The organism is Rhodococcus sp. P4_F3_2 (genome assembly GCF_056401335.1).
Window position 1 is genome coordinate 15,489 of record NZ_JBFUJN010000023.1, and the last position, 19,426, is coordinate 34,914.

At 63.2% G+C, this 19,426-nt stretch carries 10 protein-coding genes; 8 read left to right on the forward strand and 2 right to left on the reverse strand.

Annotated features, from left to right (window positions below; all coding sequences use genetic code 11):
* The first annotated feature begins 479 nt into the window (after positions 1-479).
* Positions 480-875, forward strand: a complete 396-nt coding sequence (locus AC1DWA_RS22840; protein ID WP_211916861.1) for a DUF1801 domain-containing protein — start codon at positions 480-482, stop codon at positions 873-875.
* Positions 876-885: 10 nt separating this feature from the next.
* Here the strand turns inward: AC1DWA_RS22840 and AC1DWA_RS22845 are convergent, their stop codons facing one another.
* Positions 886-2,043, reverse strand: coding sequence for an isochorismate synthase (locus AC1DWA_RS22845; protein ID WP_477845958.1), 1,158 nt, complete (start codon positions 2,041-2,043; stop codon positions 886-888).
* Between the two features lie 200 nt (positions 2,044-2,243).
* On the opposite strand from AC1DWA_RS22845, the gene AC1DWA_RS22850 reads away from it, so the two are divergent.
* Genes AC1DWA_RS22850 through AC1DWA_RS22870 form a run of 5 tightly spaced genes read left to right on the forward strand, consistent with a single transcriptional unit; the run spans position 2,244 to position 6,151 of the window.
* The gene (locus AC1DWA_RS22850) at positions 2,244-2,474 is read left to right on the forward strand and encodes a phosphopantetheine-binding protein (protein ID WP_003942230.1); all 231 of its coding nucleotides are present in this window, start codon (positions 2,244-2,246) and stop codon (positions 2,472-2,474) included.
* Positions 2,462-3,262, forward strand: a complete 801-nt coding sequence (locus AC1DWA_RS22855) for a 2,3-dihydro-2,3-dihydroxybenzoate dehydrogenase (protein WP_378666341.1) — start codon at positions 2,462-2,464, stop codon at positions 3,260-3,262. The genes AC1DWA_RS22850 and AC1DWA_RS22855 overlap by 13 nt, the downstream gene beginning before the upstream one ends.
* Before the next feature lie 41 nt (positions 3,263-3,303).
* The gene (locus AC1DWA_RS22860) at positions 3,304-4,968 is read left to right on the forward strand and encodes a (2,3-dihydroxybenzoyl)adenylate synthase (RefSeq protein ID WP_477845959.1); all 1,665 of its coding nucleotides are present in this window, start codon (positions 3,304-3,306) and stop codon (positions 4,966-4,968) included.
* 35 nt (positions 4,969-5,003) lie between these two features.
* Positions 5,004-5,651: an isochorismatase family protein gene (locus AC1DWA_RS22865; protein ID WP_029255214.1), complete on the forward strand. Its 648-nt coding sequence runs from the start codon at positions 5,004-5,006 to the stop codon at positions 5,649-5,651.
* A 47-nt stretch (positions 5,652-5,698) separates the two neighbouring features.
* On the forward strand, positions 5,699-6,151 hold the full coding sequence (locus tag AC1DWA_RS22870; protein ID WP_019748153.1) for a flavodoxin family protein: 453 nt from the start codon (positions 5,699-5,701) through the stop codon (positions 6,149-6,151).
* Between the two features lie 221 nt (positions 6,152-6,372).
* On the opposite strand, the gene AC1DWA_RS22875 is transcribed toward AC1DWA_RS22870, so the two are convergent.
* Positions 6,373-6,984: a DUF6642 family protein gene (locus tag AC1DWA_RS22875; RefSeq protein ID WP_477845960.1), complete on the reverse strand. Its 612-nt coding sequence runs from the start codon at positions 6,982-6,984 to the stop codon at positions 6,373-6,375.
* Between the two features lie 163 nt (positions 6,985-7,147).
* On the opposite strand from AC1DWA_RS22875, the gene AC1DWA_RS22880 reads away from it, so the two are divergent.
* Both AC1DWA_RS22880 and AC1DWA_RS22885 read left to right on the forward strand, forming a co-directional pair.
* Complete coding sequence (locus tag AC1DWA_RS22880) at positions 7,148-9,382, forward strand: AMP-binding protein (protein WP_477917071.1); 2,235 nt, start codon at positions 7,148-7,150, stop codon at positions 9,380-9,382.
* The gene (locus AC1DWA_RS22885) at positions 9,273-19,394 is read left to right on the forward strand and encodes an amino acid adenylation domain-containing protein (protein ID WP_477917073.1); all 10,122 of its coding nucleotides are present in this window, start codon (positions 9,273-9,275) and stop codon (positions 19,392-19,394) included. Before AC1DWA_RS22880 ends, AC1DWA_RS22885 begins: the two co-directional genes overlap by 110 nt.
* Positions 19,395-19,426: the final 32 nt, after the last annotated feature.

Below are 19,426 nucleotides of genomic sequence, written 5' to 3' on the forward strand. Positions count from 1 at the left end.
GACAGAGCCGTTGAGGAGGGTGCGGACTTGGTGTTGCCAGTGTGTGCGGCTGGTCCAGGTGGGGGTGTGGGCGTAGGTGCCGCCGGGGATGGGGAGCGACCAGGAGTTTCCGCGTTGGTTGCTTGCGCGGTTGAGGTCTTCGATGCGGGTGACGTTTTCGGTGGCTTATTGTACGGCGTGTGCCCATTCGTCGTCGGAGGTCCTCGACATCGACGCGAGGAGCGCCCACATTGATCCATCGCTGAACTTGGCAGTTCGAATCGAGTTCGGCGACGCGATCGTCAGAGCCGCTGTCGCCGATTGCGTACATCCCGGTTGTTGTGGTGGTGAGTCCGGACAGCTCGGAAAGGCCCGCATCGGTGGGTGTGCACAGAGCGTCGAAGCCGCGGAGATCTATGGTTCGCCGAATGAATGTGGGTGCCGGAGGGGATACTCGACTCACCGGAGATCGGCGACAACGAGCAGGAAGTGACGAAGCGATGGCGAAGAGTGATTCCGAAAAGCAAGGCGCAGACTCCCCGTCTCAGTTGATCGACAAGCGAATCGAGGAACTCGGAGACTGGCGGGGCGAGACGCTCTCGCGGATACGCACCCTGATCAAAGAGGTGGACCCGAATGTAGTGGAGGAATGGAAGTGGCGAGGAGTCCCGGTGTGGTACCACGCCGGAATGATCTGTACCGGTGAGACTTACAAGAGCGCAGTCAAGGTGACTTTTGCCAAAGGCGCATCGCTCGAGGACGCCTCAGGCCTCTTCAACTCCAGCCTCGAGGGCAATACCAGGCGGGCGATCGACTTTCACGAGGGTGAAACCGTCAACGAAAAGGCGTTCAAGGCACTCGTTCACGCCGCGATCGCCTTGAACACCTCGAAATAGTGACTCCCTGTCAGAGCTGATGTTCAGCGAGGTCGAACGCGCTGAGTAGCGTGCGGAATTTTGTACTGGTCTCTCGCAGCTCGGTTTCAGGATCGGAAGAAGCGACGATGCCGCCGCCGGCGTACGCCCGCGCGGACAGACCGTCTGCGGCGATCTCGGCGCAACGAATGGCTACCATCCACTCACCGTCTCCGGTGCGGTCGCACCAGCCGATCGCACCGGCATAGAATCCGCGATCGCCCTCGGTTGCGGTGATGTGCTCGCGTGCAGCGTCCGTTGGTGTTCCGCAGACAGCGGGAGTCGGGTGCAGCGCCATTGCCAGTTCGAGCGAGGTCAGGCTCGGATCGGTCAGGACTCCTTCGATCTTGGTCCCGAGGTGCCACAGTTGCGGTGTCCGAAGCAGTTCCGGAGCTCTGGGTGCAGTGAACGACGTGCACAGCGGTCCGAGGATCGCGCTGATGGAATCGACGACAAAAGCGTGTTCTGTGAGATCTTTGGTCGAAGCGCGGAGTTGCTCGGCATTCGCCTCGTCCTGATCCGAATTCGGATGCCGTGCAATCGAGCCCGCCAACGGGTGGCAGGTGACGACGTCGCCTCGCCGCTCGATGAGAACCTCTGGTGTCGAGCCGACCAGCGAACGTCCGCGGTACCCGCCACCGGCGGGGGACAGGTCGACGCAGAAGCCGTTGTGCGCGTGGTCGAGTGCAATCAGATTCTCGGCCAGAGCGGAGGGGGAGATCGCGGACTCGGCTTCGATGGTCAGTGAGCGTGCGAGGACAACTTTGTCGAGTTCGCCTGCTTGAAGACGGACGATGGCGCTGCGGACCCTGTCGGTGTGGATCTGCGGGCTCGGTCCGAATCCTGCTACCCGCGAAGAGGGAAGTTTCGGAGTGTTCGAGTGATATAGATCACCGCGGACTCGCGTGAAACTCAGTGGCGCAGTGAGGGCGGACGGTGTCTCCGGGGAGAAGGGCAGGGCACCGACGACCGAGTCGATACGCCCCGTCTTGAGGGCTTCAGCCGCGTCGAAGGCCGAGTCGAATTCTTCGACTACTCCCGAAGTGCGGATCGACGTTTCCCTACGTGAGAGCAGGAAAACGGAGTTCGTTCCATTGTCAGTCCGGTTGTTGCGCAACGGGAATTCGGAGACTTCGGCGAGTGCTGGCATGGACACCCTTCCAGTTCGACAGGATTACTTGCTATGTTGAGGCTACCCTTAGTTTGGGCGAATGTGTGTCGTGAGCGTCCGGGTTATGTACTTCCGTACCGTTATGGTTAGGCTGGCCTAAAGTCAAGGCGTGCGGACGGGGTCGACACGAGGGTGGGTTGGCTCGATCTGAGCGCGTCGACCACTACTCGAGGAGACCGATGAGCAACACCGTGGACCGTGACCAGATCGTGCGCGACGTCGCCGAGGTTCTGTCGATGAGGGCAGAACAACTCGGCGACGACGCGGACCTGGGTGACGAGGGCCTGGACTCGGTTCGTTTGATGACGCTCGTCGAACGGTGGCGAGGAGCGGGCGCGGATGCCGACTTCGCCGAGTTGGCAGAAGAACCCACGATCAATGCCTGGGTCCAGGTCCTGTGCCCGCAGTGAGCGCGCACCGAATCGCCGTGGTCACCGGTGCGGCGGCAGGTATCGGCGCTGCAGTTGCCCGGACTCTTGCGCGCGACGGGTATTCGCTGGCGCTTCTTGATCGCGACGACGTCGAATTGAAGTGGGTAGCTGCGGAATTGGCAGAAACCATCGCCGATGGCGCCTCGATCGAGTCCCACGTCGTGGACGTGACCGACCGGCAAGCAGTCGATGCAGCAGTGGCCTCCACGATGGACACGTTCGGCCGGATCGACGCGCTCGCGCACGTCGCAGGAATTCTCGACACCGGATCGGTGCTGGACTCTGATCCCGATCAGTGGCGGAAGATCTTCGGCGTCAATGTCTTCGGTTTGCTGAACGTGCTGCAAAGTGTGGGACTGGAAATGCGTCGTCAGCGGACCGGGTCGATCGTGGTGGTCTCGTCCAACGCAGCCGGAGTGCCACGTATCGGGATGGGTGCTTACGGCTCGTCCAAAGCTGCTGCGACGATGTTGGTTCGAACCACTGGACTGGAGTTGGCCGCCGACGGGATTCGTGTGAACGTGGTCGCTCCTGGGTCCACCGACACCGCAATGCAGCGTTCGTTGTGGTCGGACCCTACCGACGATTCGGGTGCCGACGCGGTCATCGAAGGCAATCTGGCGAACTATCGCCTGGGCATTCCGCTCGGAAAATTGGCCACCGCAGACGATATCGCGGACTCGGTGCACTTCCTGCTGTCCGACCGGGCGGCCCACATCACCATGCAGGCGCTGTACGTCGACGGTGGTGCGACGCTCAAAGCGTGAGACGTATTTGCTGACAGTACTTTCGAAGAGGAGTCACTTGCATGACCTCGAGGATCGCTCGCGAGCCCTTGGCGCCCGTCGCACAGTATCCACCAGAATTGGTGACACACTATCGGGAACGAGGCTACTGGACGGACGAGACGCTGGCCGGTTTCATCACGGATGCGGCCGCACGACATCCCGACAACGAAGCTGTGTTCGGTAGCGATGCCGCTGGAGCAAAAACACGGTTGACGTATTCCGAGCTCGATCGTCGTAGTTCGGCAGTGGCCGGAGGCCTGTTCGCGTTGGGTGTTCGTGCCGGTGACCGTGTGCTCCTGCAGCTACCGAACATCGTGGAATACGTCGAAGCATTGTTCGGCGTGCTGAAGCTCGGCGCACTGCCGGTTTTCGGGTTGCCGGCGCATCGCCGAACCGAAATCGGATACTTCTGCCAGTTCGCTGATGTCGCTGCCTATATCGTGGCCGACCGTCATGGCGGGTTCGACTACCGCGCATTGGCGCGCGAGGTGAACGAAGGCCTCGAAATTCCGCCTGTTGTGATCGTGGCGGGTGACCCCGAAGAGTTTGTCGGTTTCGATTCGCTGCGCGGATACGAGGTTCCCGTTCTTGCCGACGTCGATCCGTTGTCGGTCGCCTTTCTTCAGCTTTCCGGTGGCACGACCGGTGTTCCGAAGCTGATTCCGCGGACGCACGCCGACTACCTCTACTCGGTGCGAGCATCCAACCCGATCTGCGGCGTGGACGACTCGACGCGCATGTTGGTGGTTCTTCCTGCAGCGCATAATTTTCCGATGAGTTCGCCAGGCATCCTCGGTGTTTTCCACGCGGGCGGCTCCGTGGTTCTGGCGCCGGACACCATGCCCTCCACAGCTTTCGGTCTGATCGAATCAGAGCGAGTCACGCACGCTTCGTTGGTTCCACCGATCGCTTTGGCGTGGATGGCCGCCCCCAGTAAGGTAGATCACGATCTGTCGAGCTTGCGGGTTCTCGGCGTCGGCGGAGCGAAATTCAGCGCCGAAGCGGCTGCACGGGTACCCACGGAGTTGGGCTGCACCCTCCAGCAGGTGTTCGGGATGGCCGAGGGGCTGGTCAACTACACCCGCCTCGACGACACGCAAGAATTGATCGTCAGCACGCAGGGTCGGCCCATTTCACCCGACGACGAGGTTCGTGTGGTCGACGACGAGGGCGCGCTCGTCGAGCCCGGAACCACGGGCCACCTGCTGACGCGGGGGCCGTACACGATCCGCGGCTACTACCGCGCGGATGCGCACAACGCCGAGGTCTTCGATGCCGAAGGTTTCTACCGCACCGGCGATCTGGTCAGCGTCACCGCCACGGGTCACCTGATAGTCGAGGGGCGTGCAAAGGACCAGATCAACCGCGGCGGTGAGAAGGTTGCAGCGGAGGAGATCGAAAACCACCTGCTCTCGCATCCTGCGGTCCACGACGCGGCCGTCGTGGCTGTTCCCGACGAGTACCTGGGCGAGCGAACGTGTGCAGTCCTGGTGATTTCGGGAGAATCGCCGACTGTCGGCGAGATCAAGCGATACATACGAGGCCGAGGCGTTGCGGCGTACAAGGTTCCGGATCGAGTGGAATTCGTGACCGAGTTCCCCGTCACCGGCGTCGGAAAGACCAGTAAGGCGGCCTTGCGCCGTGTTCTCAGTGAATCGATTGCGGCGCAGACGCTGTCGAGTTGATCGGTTCTCACTCCCACTCTCTCGAGGAGATTTTCATGGCGCTACCCACCGCAGTCCGATACGAGATGCCCACCGAGTTTCCGCAGAATCGGGTCGACTGGACTCTCGATCCTTCCCGAGCGGTGCTGCTTCTGCACGACATGCAGGAATATTTCGTGAACGCGTACGACCGAAGCGTCGACCCGCTCCAAACCGTGGTTCCGAACATAGACCGGCTTCGTTCGTCGGCGCGAGCTGCCGGAATCCCGATCGTCTACACCGCGCAACCCGGAGATCAGGATCCCGAGGAGCGTGCGTTGCTGTCGGATTTCTGGGGACCGGGTCTGAAGGCAGATCCCGCTCACACCGACGTGATCGCCGAGTTGGCTCCGCATCCGGACGACGTGATGCTCACAAAATGGCGCTACAGCGCCTTCATCAAAACGGATCTGCGTGAGCGGCTGCACGAGAGTGGGCGTGACCAGCTGATCATCACCGGAATTTATGCCCACATCGGTTGCCTGACTACCGCTTTGGACGGGTTCATGCAAGACGTGCAGATCTTCTTCGTGGGCGACGCGGTGGCCGACTTCTCCCTAGGCGAGCATGTCGGCGCCCTCGAGTACGCGGCCGGGCGCTGCGCCTCGGTCACCCGAACCGATGACCTGGTCAAGGCGATGAGCGCGGAAACGGTTTCGGCGTAGGCGTGAACGGCGACGGGTGCGCCACCCGTCGCCGTATTGTCAGGTGTGTGAAGACTTTGTTGGTGGTTCACCACTCGCCCTCGCCGACAACCCACGAATTGTTGGATGCAGTCCTTGCCGGTGCTCGCGATCCGGAGATCGAGGGCGTCGAGGTGAAGGTGGTGCCGGCGTTGGCGGCGACGGTGCCCGACGTACTCGCTGCTGACGGCTATCTTTTCGGTACCACTGCCAATTTCGGATACATGTCGGGTGCGCTCAAGTACTTCTTCGACACCACGTACTACCAATGTCTCGGTGCGGTGTCGGATCGGCCGTACGGCCTGTGGGTTCACGGCAACAACGACACTGCTGGTGCCGTGTCGTCGGTGCGCAAACTCGCGACAGGGCTCGGGTTGGTCGCGGTGGCGGATCCGCTCGAAGTGACTGTGAGCGTGGACAAATCTGTCCGCGATGGATGTTATGAACTGGGCGGAACCGTCGCCGCGACCTTGATGGACTAGCTCATTCACTGGTGCCGACCCGACTTCGAGGGAGTGCGACGTGGACACGAGTCGAACAGAAGCGGCCGGCAGGCGACGGCAGCGCGGTTTTCTCACGCTGCCGAAGCTCGCTCACCGATCCAGAGACCCAAGGGAAATGCTGCTGTAGCGCAAAGCGATTCGGATCTGTTGTAGCGCTCAGGCAGGTCGAGGTGCGCAGTCGCGGTTCGCGGCGCGGTAAGTCACGTTGAGTGAGACGCCTGAACGGCGATATTGCGATCGGACGCCCATGCCGAGTGGGCCATGCGGAAGCCAAGTCGGCGTGTCATGTCGGGATAGGTCTTGCAGAGCGAGGTGTAAGCCGGCTTCATGTTTGTCGAATGGACGAGCTTAGTCACCAGCAGTAGTTCAAATGCGGCAGTTTCGATCCAATCGACATTCTTCGTGTATCCGGCAACCGCGCGGGCACCCGTTCTGCGACAGAAGTTCGTCAATACCTCGTCTGGCGCTGAGAGCACGCTGCACGAACCGAAGTAGACGACTTTGCCCTGACATCGCCCGTCGATCAATTCTGCGAGGTCGTCGAGTGACATTTGTTCGTGACCGACATCGAGTCGCTCGGCACTCCCATGAAATCCCAAGTATCCGAAGTCATATCCCCGGAGTCGCGTGTTGAGCCACCGATCCAAGTAGTACTCGAGTTCTGCGAGAGTAGCAATGTCACGGTGAACCAGCCGAATATCGTCGCGAGCCTCGAGCAGACGTAATGCAGGCTCAATGCTCAGTCTACTTTCGATGCTTTCCTCCCATTCGCCCTCCAAGCAAAACACTCCCGGTGGTCTTTTTGTAGTCATGGCGTAGTTATCCGTTGAAATGTGACTGCGTTACATCAGTTGTGTCGTCGGCCGGAGGGACCGGCGAGGCGGATTCCCCGATTCATCGACATTTAGTTTAGGCTACCCAAAACGACGTTAGGTCACCCTTGGGTGACGTGTGTCCACAGACGAGGGGATCAGTGTGAGCGTTCTTCCAGGTTCGAACTCCGGAGCGGCAAACGAAGCTACGTTTGCTCTCACAGGAGCTCAACTCGGGATTTGGAACGCACAAAGGCTTGATCCCGAATCTCGGAGCTATCTCGTCGGTGAGGTGCTCGAAATCTCGGGCGACGAACCGATCGACACCGAACTTCTGACGGCCGCCATCAGGGCGACGATCGGCGAAGCCGAAACCATGCGGCTGCGGATGATCGAGACGGCGGACGGCCCGCGTCAGTACATCTCCGACGAGCCGGTTGGCATCATCCCGATCACCGACGTCCGTGACGAGCGCGATCCCGTAGCCGTGGCGCACGCACTGGTCGACGCCGAGCGCAGCCGGGCGTCCGAGTACTGCCGCCTGATGGTGGAGCGCCCTCTGTACACGTACTCGCTGATCAGGCTGTCCGATCGCGAGATCTGGTGCATCCAGCTCTATCACCACCTGATCGTCGACGGATACAGCGCAGCAATGATTTCGCGTCGAGTCGCCGCGCACTACACGGCCGCGAAGAAGGGAACCGAGGTCGCGCCAACGCGATTCGGTTCTATGACAGATCTGGTCAGCGAGGACGAGGCGTACCGGGCGGGCAACCAGTTCGTCGAAGATCGTGACTATTGGCGTGATGTCCTGACGCCTTTGCCCGCGTTGGACGGACGCGGCCAGCAGGTCACCGGTCCGGCGGAACGAACGATCCAGGTTCGCGAGGTCATCAGTGCCGACGCCCTCGGCCGCCTCAAAGAGGTGGCAGACGCGACGGGAACAACGTGGGCCGAGGCGCTGATCGCCTGCTACGGCGCGTTTCTCCACCGGTTGCTCGGTGAGACGGATGTTGTCGTCGCGATGCCACTCATGGCGCGCGTGGGGCGCACGGCACTCAAGACCCCGGCCATGGCAGTCAACGTTCTGCCTCTCCGGTTGACGATTCGCAGCCACGATCGACTCGGTGACCTGAGCAAGCAGGTGGCCGCCACGATGAAAAGCCTGCGCGCACACCAGCGCTACCGCGGTGAGAATCTTGCTCGGGACCTGGGCGTCGCCGGCACGGGCGCACTGCTTCACGGGATCGGAATCAATCTCAAGGCTTTCGACTTCGCCCTCGATTTCGCCGGCGCTGTGGGTGTACTACGTAACGTCGCCGGAGGTCCGCCCGAGGACCTGGGTTTGACGGTCACCCCCATCGCGGACGGCGAAGTTCTCCTCGGGTTCGAAGTGGACGCGCGCACCAACACTCGGGATTCGGTTCAGCGTCGCCTCGCTGGTTTCGTGAGCATCGTCAACGCGATGGTGGGGGAGGGAGACCCTGCCGTCGGACAGGTGCAGATGATGCCGGCACCCGAAGCTGCGCGGATCCTTGCCGGCCGTGAAATTGAACCTGTGCCTGGCTCCGTCGCCCTCGTCCCGGACGTCTTCGACCGCATCGTCGCCGATCATGCGGATGACACGGTCCTGGTGTGCGGTGAGGAACGTCTGACAGGCGCAGAACTCGGTGGCCGCGTCCACAAACTCGCCCGGTTGCTTCGGGCTCGCAATGTCGGCCCGGACGACATTGTCGGACTTGCACTTCCGCGTACCTCCGAGATGGTGGTGGCTCTGCTCGCGACACTGAACGCGGGCGCAGCGTACGTGGCCCTGGATCCGCAGCACCCGGCCGAGCGGTTGCGGGATCTGATCGACGACGCGCAACCGAAAGTGGTGCTCACCACTTCCGCGCTGGCCGAGCAACTCGTCGGAGATTCTCGACCCGACCCGCTCGTACTCGATTCCGCCGCAGTGCGCGAAGACCTCCGTGCCCATTCCGAGTTTCCACTCGAACTCGGTGAACTGGCGACGGCGCGGCATGGTGATCACCTGGCGTATGTCATCTACACCTCGGGATCGACAGGCAAGCCCAAGGGAGTGCTGGTCAGAAGTGGTGGATTGGCGCACCTGCTTCACCATCACCGCGCCACCATCTACCGGGACACGGCCGAACGCGTCGGAAATCGGCAACTGCACACCGCGCATACGGCGTCGTTCGCCTTCGACGCGTCTCTCGATCAGCTGTTGTGGCTGCTTTGTGGTCATCGGGTGCACGTATACGACGAAGAACTGCAGAAGGATGCCGTTGCCCTGGTCGCGGCGTTCGAGCGAGATTGCGTCGACGTGGTCGTACCCGCTCGCGGGGACCCGTGCGTACCTGCTCGACAGCGCGCTCGAACCGGTCGCCGACGGTGAACGAGGTGAGCTCTATCTGGCCGGACCGCAATTGGCCAGGGGATACCTCGGTCGCGCCGGAGCGACCTCCGAGCGTTTTGTCGCAGATCCTTTCGGGGCTCCGGGGGATCTGATGTACCGCGCCGGGGACGTCGCGCGCTGGGTACCCGGGCGGGGATACGACTTCATCGGTCGTAGCGACAAGCAGGTGAAGATCCGCGGACATCGCGTCGAGTTGAGCGAGGTCGAGGCTGTTCTCGGATCGGTGCCCGGAATCGGCGCGGCCGCCGCGCTGATCCGTACGGATGGTGGACGGCCCAGCCTGGTCGGCTACGTCGTAGCCGCCGCCGGCACAACGCTTCCGCCGCAGGAAGAATTGCGCCGAGACCTCGCCGGTCGCGTACCGGATCATTTGGTTCCGGCCGCGATCGTCGTTCTGGACGAACTGCCCGTCACGGTGAACGGAAAGCTCGATCGTGCGGCACTACCTGCGCCGGCTACCGAATCGGAAGGTCGCGCTGCATCGACACCGCACGAGGAAATCCTCTGTGACGTGGTGGCCGAGGTGCTAGGCCGCGAGCGCGTCGGCGTGGACGAGGATTTCTTCGGTCTCGGTGGTGACAGCATCACGGCAATCAGTGTCAGCAGTCGCCTGCGGGTGCGCGGACTGGTCGTTGCTCCGAAAGAGCTACTTGCACAGCGAGATCTGGGAACCATCGCCGCTGCGGCGCGTGAGATTGCCGATGACGCCGACGCCGTAGCCTCGGTTGCGGACGTGGCGACCGGCACCGTGATCGCTCCGCCGATCGTTCGGGCACTGATCGACAAGAATCCGACAGACGAGGCAATTGCGGGCTACGCGCAGTGGACCGCAGTGCGCATCGACGACGGCCTCTCGCTGGGCGACCTGCAGTCCGGCGTGCAGACGATCCTTGATCACCATGACGCTCTACGTCTGCTCCTGCGCCGTGACAACGACAGCGGCACTACCGAATTGATCGTCCGGGACGCCGGCGCGGTGCGCAGCGAGGGACTCGTTCGCGAGGTGTCCGACACCTCGGAGCTGCCCCGGATCAGAGAGCTCGCGGAGGCGTCGGCGGCGAGTCTCGACCCGCGCGCCGGTGAACTCCTGCGAGTCGTACTGGTCAATACCGCGGCCGGTCGACCCGACCACTTGATCGTCGTGGCTCACCATTTGATCGTCGACGGTGTGTCCTGGCGAATTCTGCTTCCAGACCTCCACGAAGCTACCGATGCAGCGCGCGAGCGTAGGTCGGCCCGGCTGGGTGCTGGCGGAAGTTCGTGGCGCCGATACGCGGGGTTGCTCGCAGAATTCGGGGCCTCGGGCAGCAGGGCGTCAGAGCTCGAGTACTGGAAATCCGCGTCGGTACAGGCGGACGACGAGCCGATCGGCAGTCGTCGTCTCGACCCGAAAGTCGACGTCACCGCAACCGCCTCTCGCACGACAACTGTTGCACCCCCGGCTGTCACCGACGCGCTGTTGACCACGCTTCCGGCGGCGTATCGAGCCAAGGCCGACGAAGTGCTTCTCGCGGGTTTGATGCTTGCCTTGCGCTCATGGCAGCACGGCCGCGGCCTCATCGGGATGCCCGCGCAGACAGTCACCGTCGAAGGCCATGGCCGCGACGCGCTCACCAGCGACACCGACTTCGCCGGAACCATCGGGTGGTTCACCAGTGAGTTCCCCGTCCGGGTTCCCACCGATGCACTGCTCACCGCAGACGATCTTGCCGACGCACTGAGCGGCGGAGCAGCAGCCGGGCATCTGCTTCGTGCGGTGAAGGAAGCAAAACGCGCCGTACCCGGAGGTGGAGTCGGCTACGGAGTTCTGCGGCATCTGGATCGCGACACCGCACCTGACCTTTCCGCGTGCGCTACACCTGAACTGTTGCTCAACTATCTCGGCCGCTTCCCGTCCCTACCCGGAACCGGATGGCGATTGCCGGAGCAGGATCCATTCGCGGTCATCGAACCGGCGAGCAAGGCAATGTCGGAAGTGCTGGCGCTCAACGCATTTGTCCGAGAGGACGACTCGACGACGCTGGCAGTCGAATGGACTGCGGCGGGTTCAGTGCTCGACGCCGCGACGATCGTCGAGCTGCAAGAGCATTGGGAACGTGCGCTCGCTGCCCTGACCGCGCATGCCGCGCTCTTCGAGGGTGGTTTGACGCCTTCCGATTGCTCGGCGACGATCTTCGGCCAGGGCGCGGTGGTCGATCAAGCCGGGATCAACGAACTCGAAGCCGTCCACGGACCGCTTGCCGATGTACTTCCGCTGTCGCCGCTACAAGAAGGCCTCCTGTTCCACGCGGTCCGTGACGGCGAAGCAGACGTCTACACCCTAACTGCACGCTTCGACCTCTCCGGCCCGTTGGACGAGGTGAAGTTGGCCGACGCGTTCGAGACCGTGATCGACAGGCACCCGAACCTACGCGCAGCTTTCCACTACGAGCAGTTCGAACGGCCCGTTCAGATCATTCCGCGCGGTGCAAAAGTCGAGTGGCGTTCGGTCGACCTGACCTCCGTTCCAGCTGACACTGCATTCCGCTCTGCAGATCAGCTCGAGGACGAGGCCGCCGATTACGTCTTCGATGTCAGTACACCGCCTCTGCTGCGTGCGCTGCTGATTCGGCTGCCCGGCGGGGTGCACCGTTTGGTCCTCAATGCGCATCACCTGCTCACCGACGGGTGGTCGACTCCGATCGTCCTGCGCGAGCTGATGAACGTCTACCACGACGGCGATGCGCACCTTCCTGCGCCGACGCCGTATCGCGACTACTTGGCATGGATCGCCGGCCGTGATCAGGACTCTGCCCGCGCAGTGTGGAGTGAGCGTCTGCGTGGGCTCACCGCGCCGACTCTCGTTGCCGACGCAGGGGCGCCGCGAAGTGTGCCCGTCGCGCTCGAGGTTCCTCTCGCGACATCGGACGCCGAAGCGCTGATCGAACTCGGTCGTGCGCGAGCGCTGACGGTCAACACCCTGGTTCAGGGTGCGTGGGCAGCGGCGCTCGCCGAAGCGACGGGACAGTGGGACGTCGTGTTCGGGGCCACGGTGTCCGGCCGACCTGCCGAACTCTCCGGGGTGGAGGGAATGGTCGGGTTGTTCAGCAACACGATTCCGGCCCGCCTCGACATCGTCGCGGATCAGCCCTTGCTGGATCAGTTCGTCGGTCTGCAGAACGCGCAGTTCGACATCGTGGACGTCGAGCACACCAGTTTGGCCGAGATCGAACGCATCGCCGGGATCGGTCAACTGTTCGACACGCTCCTGGTGTTCGAGAACTTCCCGAACTCCGGTGCGGGACAGCCTGCATCGCACACACTTCGAGTCGAGGGATTCACCAACCGCGGAGTCACGCACTATCCGATGACGTTGATGGCGCCGCCGAGCACCGGTCTGGATCTGGTCCTGTACCACGATCCGGCAGTTGTCTCCGAAGCCACGGCGCAGCGAATGGTCACACGGCTCGCGGAGATCCTGCGTGGGTTGCTGACCGAGCCGACAGCTCCCGCATCCGCGGTGCTCTCGGTTGTCCGACAGACCCGCCGCGTTGCCGATGCGGTGGCTGTCACAAAAATGGTGGCTGTCAYGAAAAAGGCGGCCGCGTCTGATCAAGCGATCGATGTCGATCCAGCGGTCGTCGATGCAGTGTGCGCCTGTGTCGCAACGGTGTTGGAGATTCCCGACGTCGATCCGGGCGACAATTTCTTCACTCTCGGCGGTCACTCGCTCACAGCGATGCGGTTGGTGGGAAGTCTGCGGAAGCTGGGAATACGCGTCGTCGTCTCCGATGTCTTCGACACCCCGACCCCCCACGGTCTTGCAATGGCCGCACGCGTCGATCAGAAGAAGTTCTCGCCGGATTCGGTTGCTGTCGTCGATCGACCCGCCGTGACCGTGGCGACGTTCCGCGCCCCGGCAGTGGCGGGAAATCCTGATCACGAGCGGTATTGGGTTCGCACGCTCGCGGGCTTGCCCCTCGAAACGGACCTTCCCTACGATCGCCCGCGCGGCGAAGAGTACCGCCCGCACACCTACGTTCGTCAGCTACGCGATGCTCGGTTCGGTGACGGATCAGGATTCGACGCGGTGCTGTTGGCCGCAGTGGCGGCGACGCTGAACGGCTTCGGTGGCGGTCGGGACCTTGCGGTCGGACTGTTCTCGGAAGGGACTGACAGCCTGATTCGGGTCGATCTGTCCGGTCGGCCGAGAATTGCCGATGTCGTTCGACGAGTCGAAAACGCTGTCTCTGAGGCACTTGCGCATTCCGATGTCAGCCCGGACCGAATCGCCGATCTACTCGGGCGTCCCACCAGCAGTCTGTTCGCTGCCCGTGTCGGTCACTCGCCCGGAAATAGCGTCGACCTCGAATTCGTCCGAACCGCAACAGAACTTCGATTGACGGTTGATGCCGGGCTGTTCGACGCCGCGACTGCGGACGCATTGCTCGACGGTGTGATCGCGGTCCTCGGTCACGAAAACAGCACTGTCGTCGCGGATCTGCGATTGTCGGAAAGCAAGTGGGATCGCGATCCGGGCCGACGCGCGACGCCGCCGTCGGGGATCTCGCAGTTGTTCGCTCGACACGTCAGCCGTCACCCCGACGACGTCGCGGTGATCTCCGGCGAGGTCGGAATTACCTATGGGGAACTGTCGGCGCGCGTCGACGAGCTGGCCCGCGAACTTCTCGCGGCCGGCGCCGGACCCGAGAAGGTAGTCGCCGTCGCGCTCGATCGAGATGCGGATCTGGWGGCCGGACTGCTCGCGGTACTGCGTATTGGTGCGGCGTACCTGCCACTCGACGTCGACTACCCGAGTGAGCGGCTCGAGTTCATGATCGAGGACGCGGCCCCGGTGTGTGTCCTGACCAGTATCGACAGCGCCGGGCAACTTCCGTCGACGGTCGCCACGAGTGTCTTCGTGGACGGTGAGTTCACCAACTCGGGCGTTGTGCTTCCTTCACCGCCCGCGGCGGGTGATCACCTCGCCTACATGATCCACACCTCCGGTTCGACGGGTCGCCCCAAGGGCGTGATGGTCTCGACGGGCAACCTCGCGGCCTTCGCGGACACGGTACTCGAGGATTGCTGGATCAGGCCCGGCGATCGCATCGTCGCGGTGACAACGGTGTCGTTCGACATCGCCGCACTCGAGTTGCTGTGCCCGCTCGCAGCGGGCGCGACTGTCGTGATCGCAGACCGCAGGACGGTTCGCGATCCGGATGCGTTGTCGGCGTTGATCATCGCAAGCGATGCGACAGTGATGCAGGCAACGCCGGCTCTGTGGCGAGTGGTCACCGAACACGAGAACGCAGTCGGGCTCGCCATGGTGCGAGCCCTGGTGGGAGGGGAAGCCCTCCCGCAGGATCTGGCTGACGATCTGGTGGCCAACGCTGCTTCGGTCCGGAATGTCTACGGACCCACCGAGGCCACGGTGTGGGCGACATCTTCGGTCATCACGACCGGCGACCGAGTCACGATCGGTCAGCCCTGGACCGACGTGCACGTGCGAATCCTCGACGACGACCTGCGTGAGGTTCCGGAAGGCGTTGCGGGCGAGCTGTATCTGGGCGGTGCGCAGGTGGTCCGCGGATACCTGAATCGCCCCGATCTGACCGTAGCTCGGTTCGTTGCCGATCCTTCTCTGCCGGGGGCACGCCTCTACCGCACCGGTGATCTGGTCCGACGCAGGCGAGGGGTTTTGCAGTTCCTTCGTCGTGCGGACGATCAGGTGAAGGTTCGCGGTTTCCGCATCGAGCTCGGCGAGGTCGAAGGCGCGCTCGGATCGGTGGCCGGTGTGTTCCGCGCGGCAGCCACCGTCCGTGTCGATGCGGCGGGCACCGGAAGTCTGCACGGATATGTGGTTCCCGAAGGTGGAACCACGCTCGATTCGGTTCTGGTGCGCAAGGAGATTGCGCGGCTGCTCCCCGAGCACATGGTGCCGCAGAGCATCACGGTGCTCGAAGCACTCCCGCTCACCCTCAACGGCAAGGTGGACCGAAAGGCATTGCCCGACACCGCGCCGGATCGTGTGCCGAGCCCACTCGTAGCCGTCGATGCGGATCGTCGGGCACGGCTCGAGTCGCTGAGCCCGGGCTGGCAGGACGTGCTGCCACTCGGTCCCTTGCAGGAAGGCATGTACTTCCAGTCGGTTCTCGACGGCGCCGGCGGTACGGATGTCTATCACATGCAGCCGCGATTCGAGTTCTCCGCCGATGCTGCCGTCGACGTTCGCTCACTCCGAGCAGCGGGGGATGCGCTCTTGCGGCGCTATCCGAACCTGCGGGCCGGCTTCACACACGCCGGTTTCGACGCTCCGGTGCAGTTCGTGCCCAGGGCAGCCGAAATGCCTTTCCGCGAGATCGATCTGAGCGCAGTTGCGACCGAGGACATCGATCGCGAGGTTCGCGCCGTCGACGAGGCCGAATTCGGCACGCTCTTCGACTTGAGTGCACCACCACTCATTCGAATGGTGCTGGTCTGGTTACCGGGTGGGGGAGCGCATCTCGTCTTCACTCAGCACCACCTGCTGACCGACGGTTGGTCGCAGACCTTGATGTACGCGGAGTTGTTTGCGCTCTACGAGTTTGCTCGCACTCACGGCACGGACCCGGTTGGACTCGACGGCGCGCTCGACAAGCCTGCGGACTTCCGTGATCACCTGCGATGGATCGCCGAAGCGGATCGCACGGACGCCCTCTCGTCCTGGAAGGACTACCTCGCGGATCTCGAGCAACCCACACTCGTGGGTGGTACGGGATCAGGCGGACGCGCTCCGTTGCCGGTGTTCACCCGCGTTCAGCTCGAACAGAGCATCACCGAGCACGTTCGCGAGCTGGCCAGACGTAGCGGAGTGACGCTGTCCACCGTCGTCTCTGCGGCGTGGGGCCTGGCATTGCGCGCCGTGACGGGGCGTGACGACGTGGTCTTCGGATCGACGGTTTCGGGACGTTCACCCGAGGTCGAGGGCGCCGACCGCATGGTGGGCTTGGCGCTCAACACCATTCCCGTGCGTGTCCGGGTCCGGCCAGGCGAGGAGATCTCGGCGTTGCTCGGACGCCTGTTCCGTGCACAGGGATCGCTGCTGGGGCAGCACCATCTCGGGCTCGGCGACGTGCAGCGAAGCGCTGGGTTCGCAACACTGTTCGACACGCTCTACGTCTTCCGCAACACGCCTCGTGACGAACAGGCACGTCGAGACACGTTCGGGCGCAGTGGAATCGTCGGGTTCGACGCAGTGGACGGCACCCACTATGCGCTCACGCTCGACGTGGATCCGGGGGTCGGGGATGCGCCGATGGCGCTCACTCTCGAAAATCGTCCCGACCTGATTCCCCACGACGTGGCTCGGGACGTTCTTTCACGCACCATCACGATCCTCGAAGTGATGGCGAATTCCGATACCGCCACGGTGGCGGACACGGCGGTTCCGCTTTCGCGCACCCCCGCGGAATTCGCTTCGGAGCACATTGTGATGCCGCGGCCGGACCAGGCCGGCGGTAGCGTGGACGCCTTGCTCCGCGAAAGGGCAGCGGCAACTCCGGACGAGACGGCGCTGGTCTTCGGAGACGTCACACTGAGCGCAGCCGAGATGAACACTCGAGTGGACAGGCTGGCACGGATACTCGCTTCGGCGCTGGGGCAGTCGGTGCCAGGCGCGGGATCGACCCGTGTTGTGGCGCTCGCACTTCCGCGTACCGCCGATCACGTCGTAGCGATCTTCGCGGTCATGAGAACCGGAGCGGCATACCTTCCCTTGGATCTGGCTCACCCGCCGGCACGCCTGCGCGAACTGATCCTCGACAGCGATGCGGCGCTGGTGATCACCACGACTCAGACGCGTGACCTTGTTGTTCCGGACGGACAGGTATGTCTGGTCCTCGACGACCCGGACGTAACCGGGGTACTCGACGGGCAGTCCCCGGCACCTGTAGTCGACGAGGCCGCGGTGTGCGGGCCGACCTCACCGGACCAGCCTGCCTACGTCATCTACACCTCGGGCAGTACCGGAAAACCCAAGGGCGTCGTGGTGGGTCACCGCGGGTTGACGACGATGTATCACAATCACAAGGCCGAGATCTTCACTCCGACCGAAAACAGTGTGGGTGGCCGACGTTTGCGCATCGCGCACACAGTCTCGTTCTCGTTCGACATGTCGTGGGAGGAACTGTTCTGGTTGCTCGCGGGGCATGAAGTTCACGTGATCGACGAGCAGGCGCGACTGGACCCCGCGTCTCTGGTGAAGCATTACCGCGAAGTCGGTATCGACGTCGTGAATGTAACCCCCTCGTATGCACGGGAACTGATGGCCGCCGGTCTCCTCGACGGGGAGCGGACGCCTGTGTTGGTGATGCTCGGAGGAGAAGCTGTACCTGCCGAACTGTGGTCGCGATTGCGCGATCAGGACGGTGTCGACGGGTACGACCTTTACGGGCCGACGGAGTTCACGATCAACGCGATGGGATCCCCGGTTCAGGGGAGCGAGACACCGTGCTTGGGTCGTCCGATTCTGAACGCGTCCGCGCGGGTACTCGATTCGGGGCTGCGGGAGGTTCCGATCGGAGCGGCGGGCGAGCTGTACATGTCCGGTGACGGAACGGCGATGGGTTACCTTCACCGGACCGCGCTGACATCTTCCGTATTCGTCGCTGATCCCTACTCGGTCGGTCACCGCATGTACCGCACGGGTGACGTCGTTCTGCGTCGCCGCGACGGCGAACTCGAATATCTGGGTCGCGCAGACCATCAGGTCAAGATCCGAGGCATTCGGATCGAATTGGGTGAAGTGGAATCCGCGCTGGCGTCGTTGCCGGGAGTGTTGAGAGCGGCAGCGTCAGTCCGTAGCGAAGGCGGTGGGCCGCCGCGACTGGTCGGGTACGTCATCGAAGAACCCGGCGCTGATTCAACCGATCTGCGAGCTGCGTTGCGGGAACGCGTACCGGCACACCTGGTTCCGTCGGACATCGTCGTCGTGGATTCGATTCCGCTGACGCCCAACGGAAAACTGGACCGCGGTGCGTTGCCGGCACCCCCCGCCCGAGCAGCGGCCCGAGCACCGCGAACCGAGATGGAAAGGCAACTGTGCCAGGTCTTTGCGCGGGTACTCGGCGTCGAGGCCGTCGATCCCGACGAGAGCTTCTTCGATCTCGGCGGCGACTCGCTTCGAGCCATGCGACTGGTGGGGGAGATGGAGCATGACCTGTCGGTGAGCGTCGGTGTGGGAACGCTGATGGCCCGTCCGACAGTTGCAGAACTTGCAGCACACCTTGGCGAGTCGGCGTCCGAAATCGATTTAAGTCGCGATCGCCTTCTGACACTCCGAGCCGAAGGCAGCGAAGAACCACTGTTCTGCGTGCATCCGGCCGGTGGATTCGCTTGGCCCTTTGCACCTTTGATCGGTGTCCTCGAGGCTGACCGTCCACTGTTCGGCCTGCAACTTCCCACAGTTGCCGGTGAGCCACTCGAACCGACGAACGTGGACCAACTGGCAGCGATGTACGTCGACACGATTCGGGGCGTTCAGCCGAGCGGGCCGTACCACCTGCTCGGCTACTCGTTCGGTGGCAACGTCGTTGCCGCGATGGCGGTTCAGCTGGTCGGTATCGGCGAGACGGTGGAGTTCGCCGGTCTGATCGATACTCATCCACTGGGAGATCGTGACGATCGCGGTCGCGACGATGCCGACGACCGAGATCTGGCCGCCGCCCTGCCACCCGAGATCCTCACTCAGGCACCGGGACTGGTCGAGGATGTTCGGGCGGGTTTTGATGCCACTCGTTTGCTCGTGGCCCGCTCGACTGACACAACCTACGACGGACCGGTTACTCTGATCACCGCCGACGCCGAGGCGTCCGGACAGCTGCTGGCCGATCGCTGGCGCAGAGTCCGCGGGGACCGGGACATGGCAGTACACCATCTGCCGTACGACCACGCCGGATTGGTGACCCCAGCCGGGTGGGCGGCAATTGCCCCGCTGCTCGACAGCCATTTGTCGAAACGCACGGCCACATAGTTTGAAAACCACACAGTTGAAACACAATGGGA

Excerpts from the sequence above, each read along its gene's own strand:
- AC1DWA_RS22840 (WP_211916861.1), top strand. The coding sequence starts at position 480 with ATGGCGAAGAGTGATTCCGAAAAGCAAGGCGCAGACTCCCCGTCTCAG.
- AC1DWA_RS22845 (WP_477845958.1), bottom strand. The coding sequence starts at position 2,043 with ATGCCAGCACTCGCCGAAGTCTCCGAATTCCCGTTGCGCAACAACCGG.
- AC1DWA_RS22850 (WP_003942230.1), top strand. The coding sequence starts at position 2,244 with ATGAGCAACACCGTGGACCGTGACCAGATCGTGCGCGACGTCGCCGAG.
- AC1DWA_RS22860 (WP_477845959.1), top strand. The coding sequence starts at position 3,304 with ATGACCTCGAGGATCGCTCGCGAGCCCTTGGCGCCCGTCGCACAGTAT.
- AC1DWA_RS22865 (WP_029255214.1), top strand. The coding sequence starts at position 5,004 with ATGGCGCTACCCACCGCAGTCCGATACGAGATGCCCACCGAGTTTCCG.
- AC1DWA_RS22875 (WP_477845960.1), bottom strand. The coding sequence starts at position 6,984 with ATGACTACAAAAAGACCACCGGGAGTGTTTTGCTTGGAGGGCGAATGG.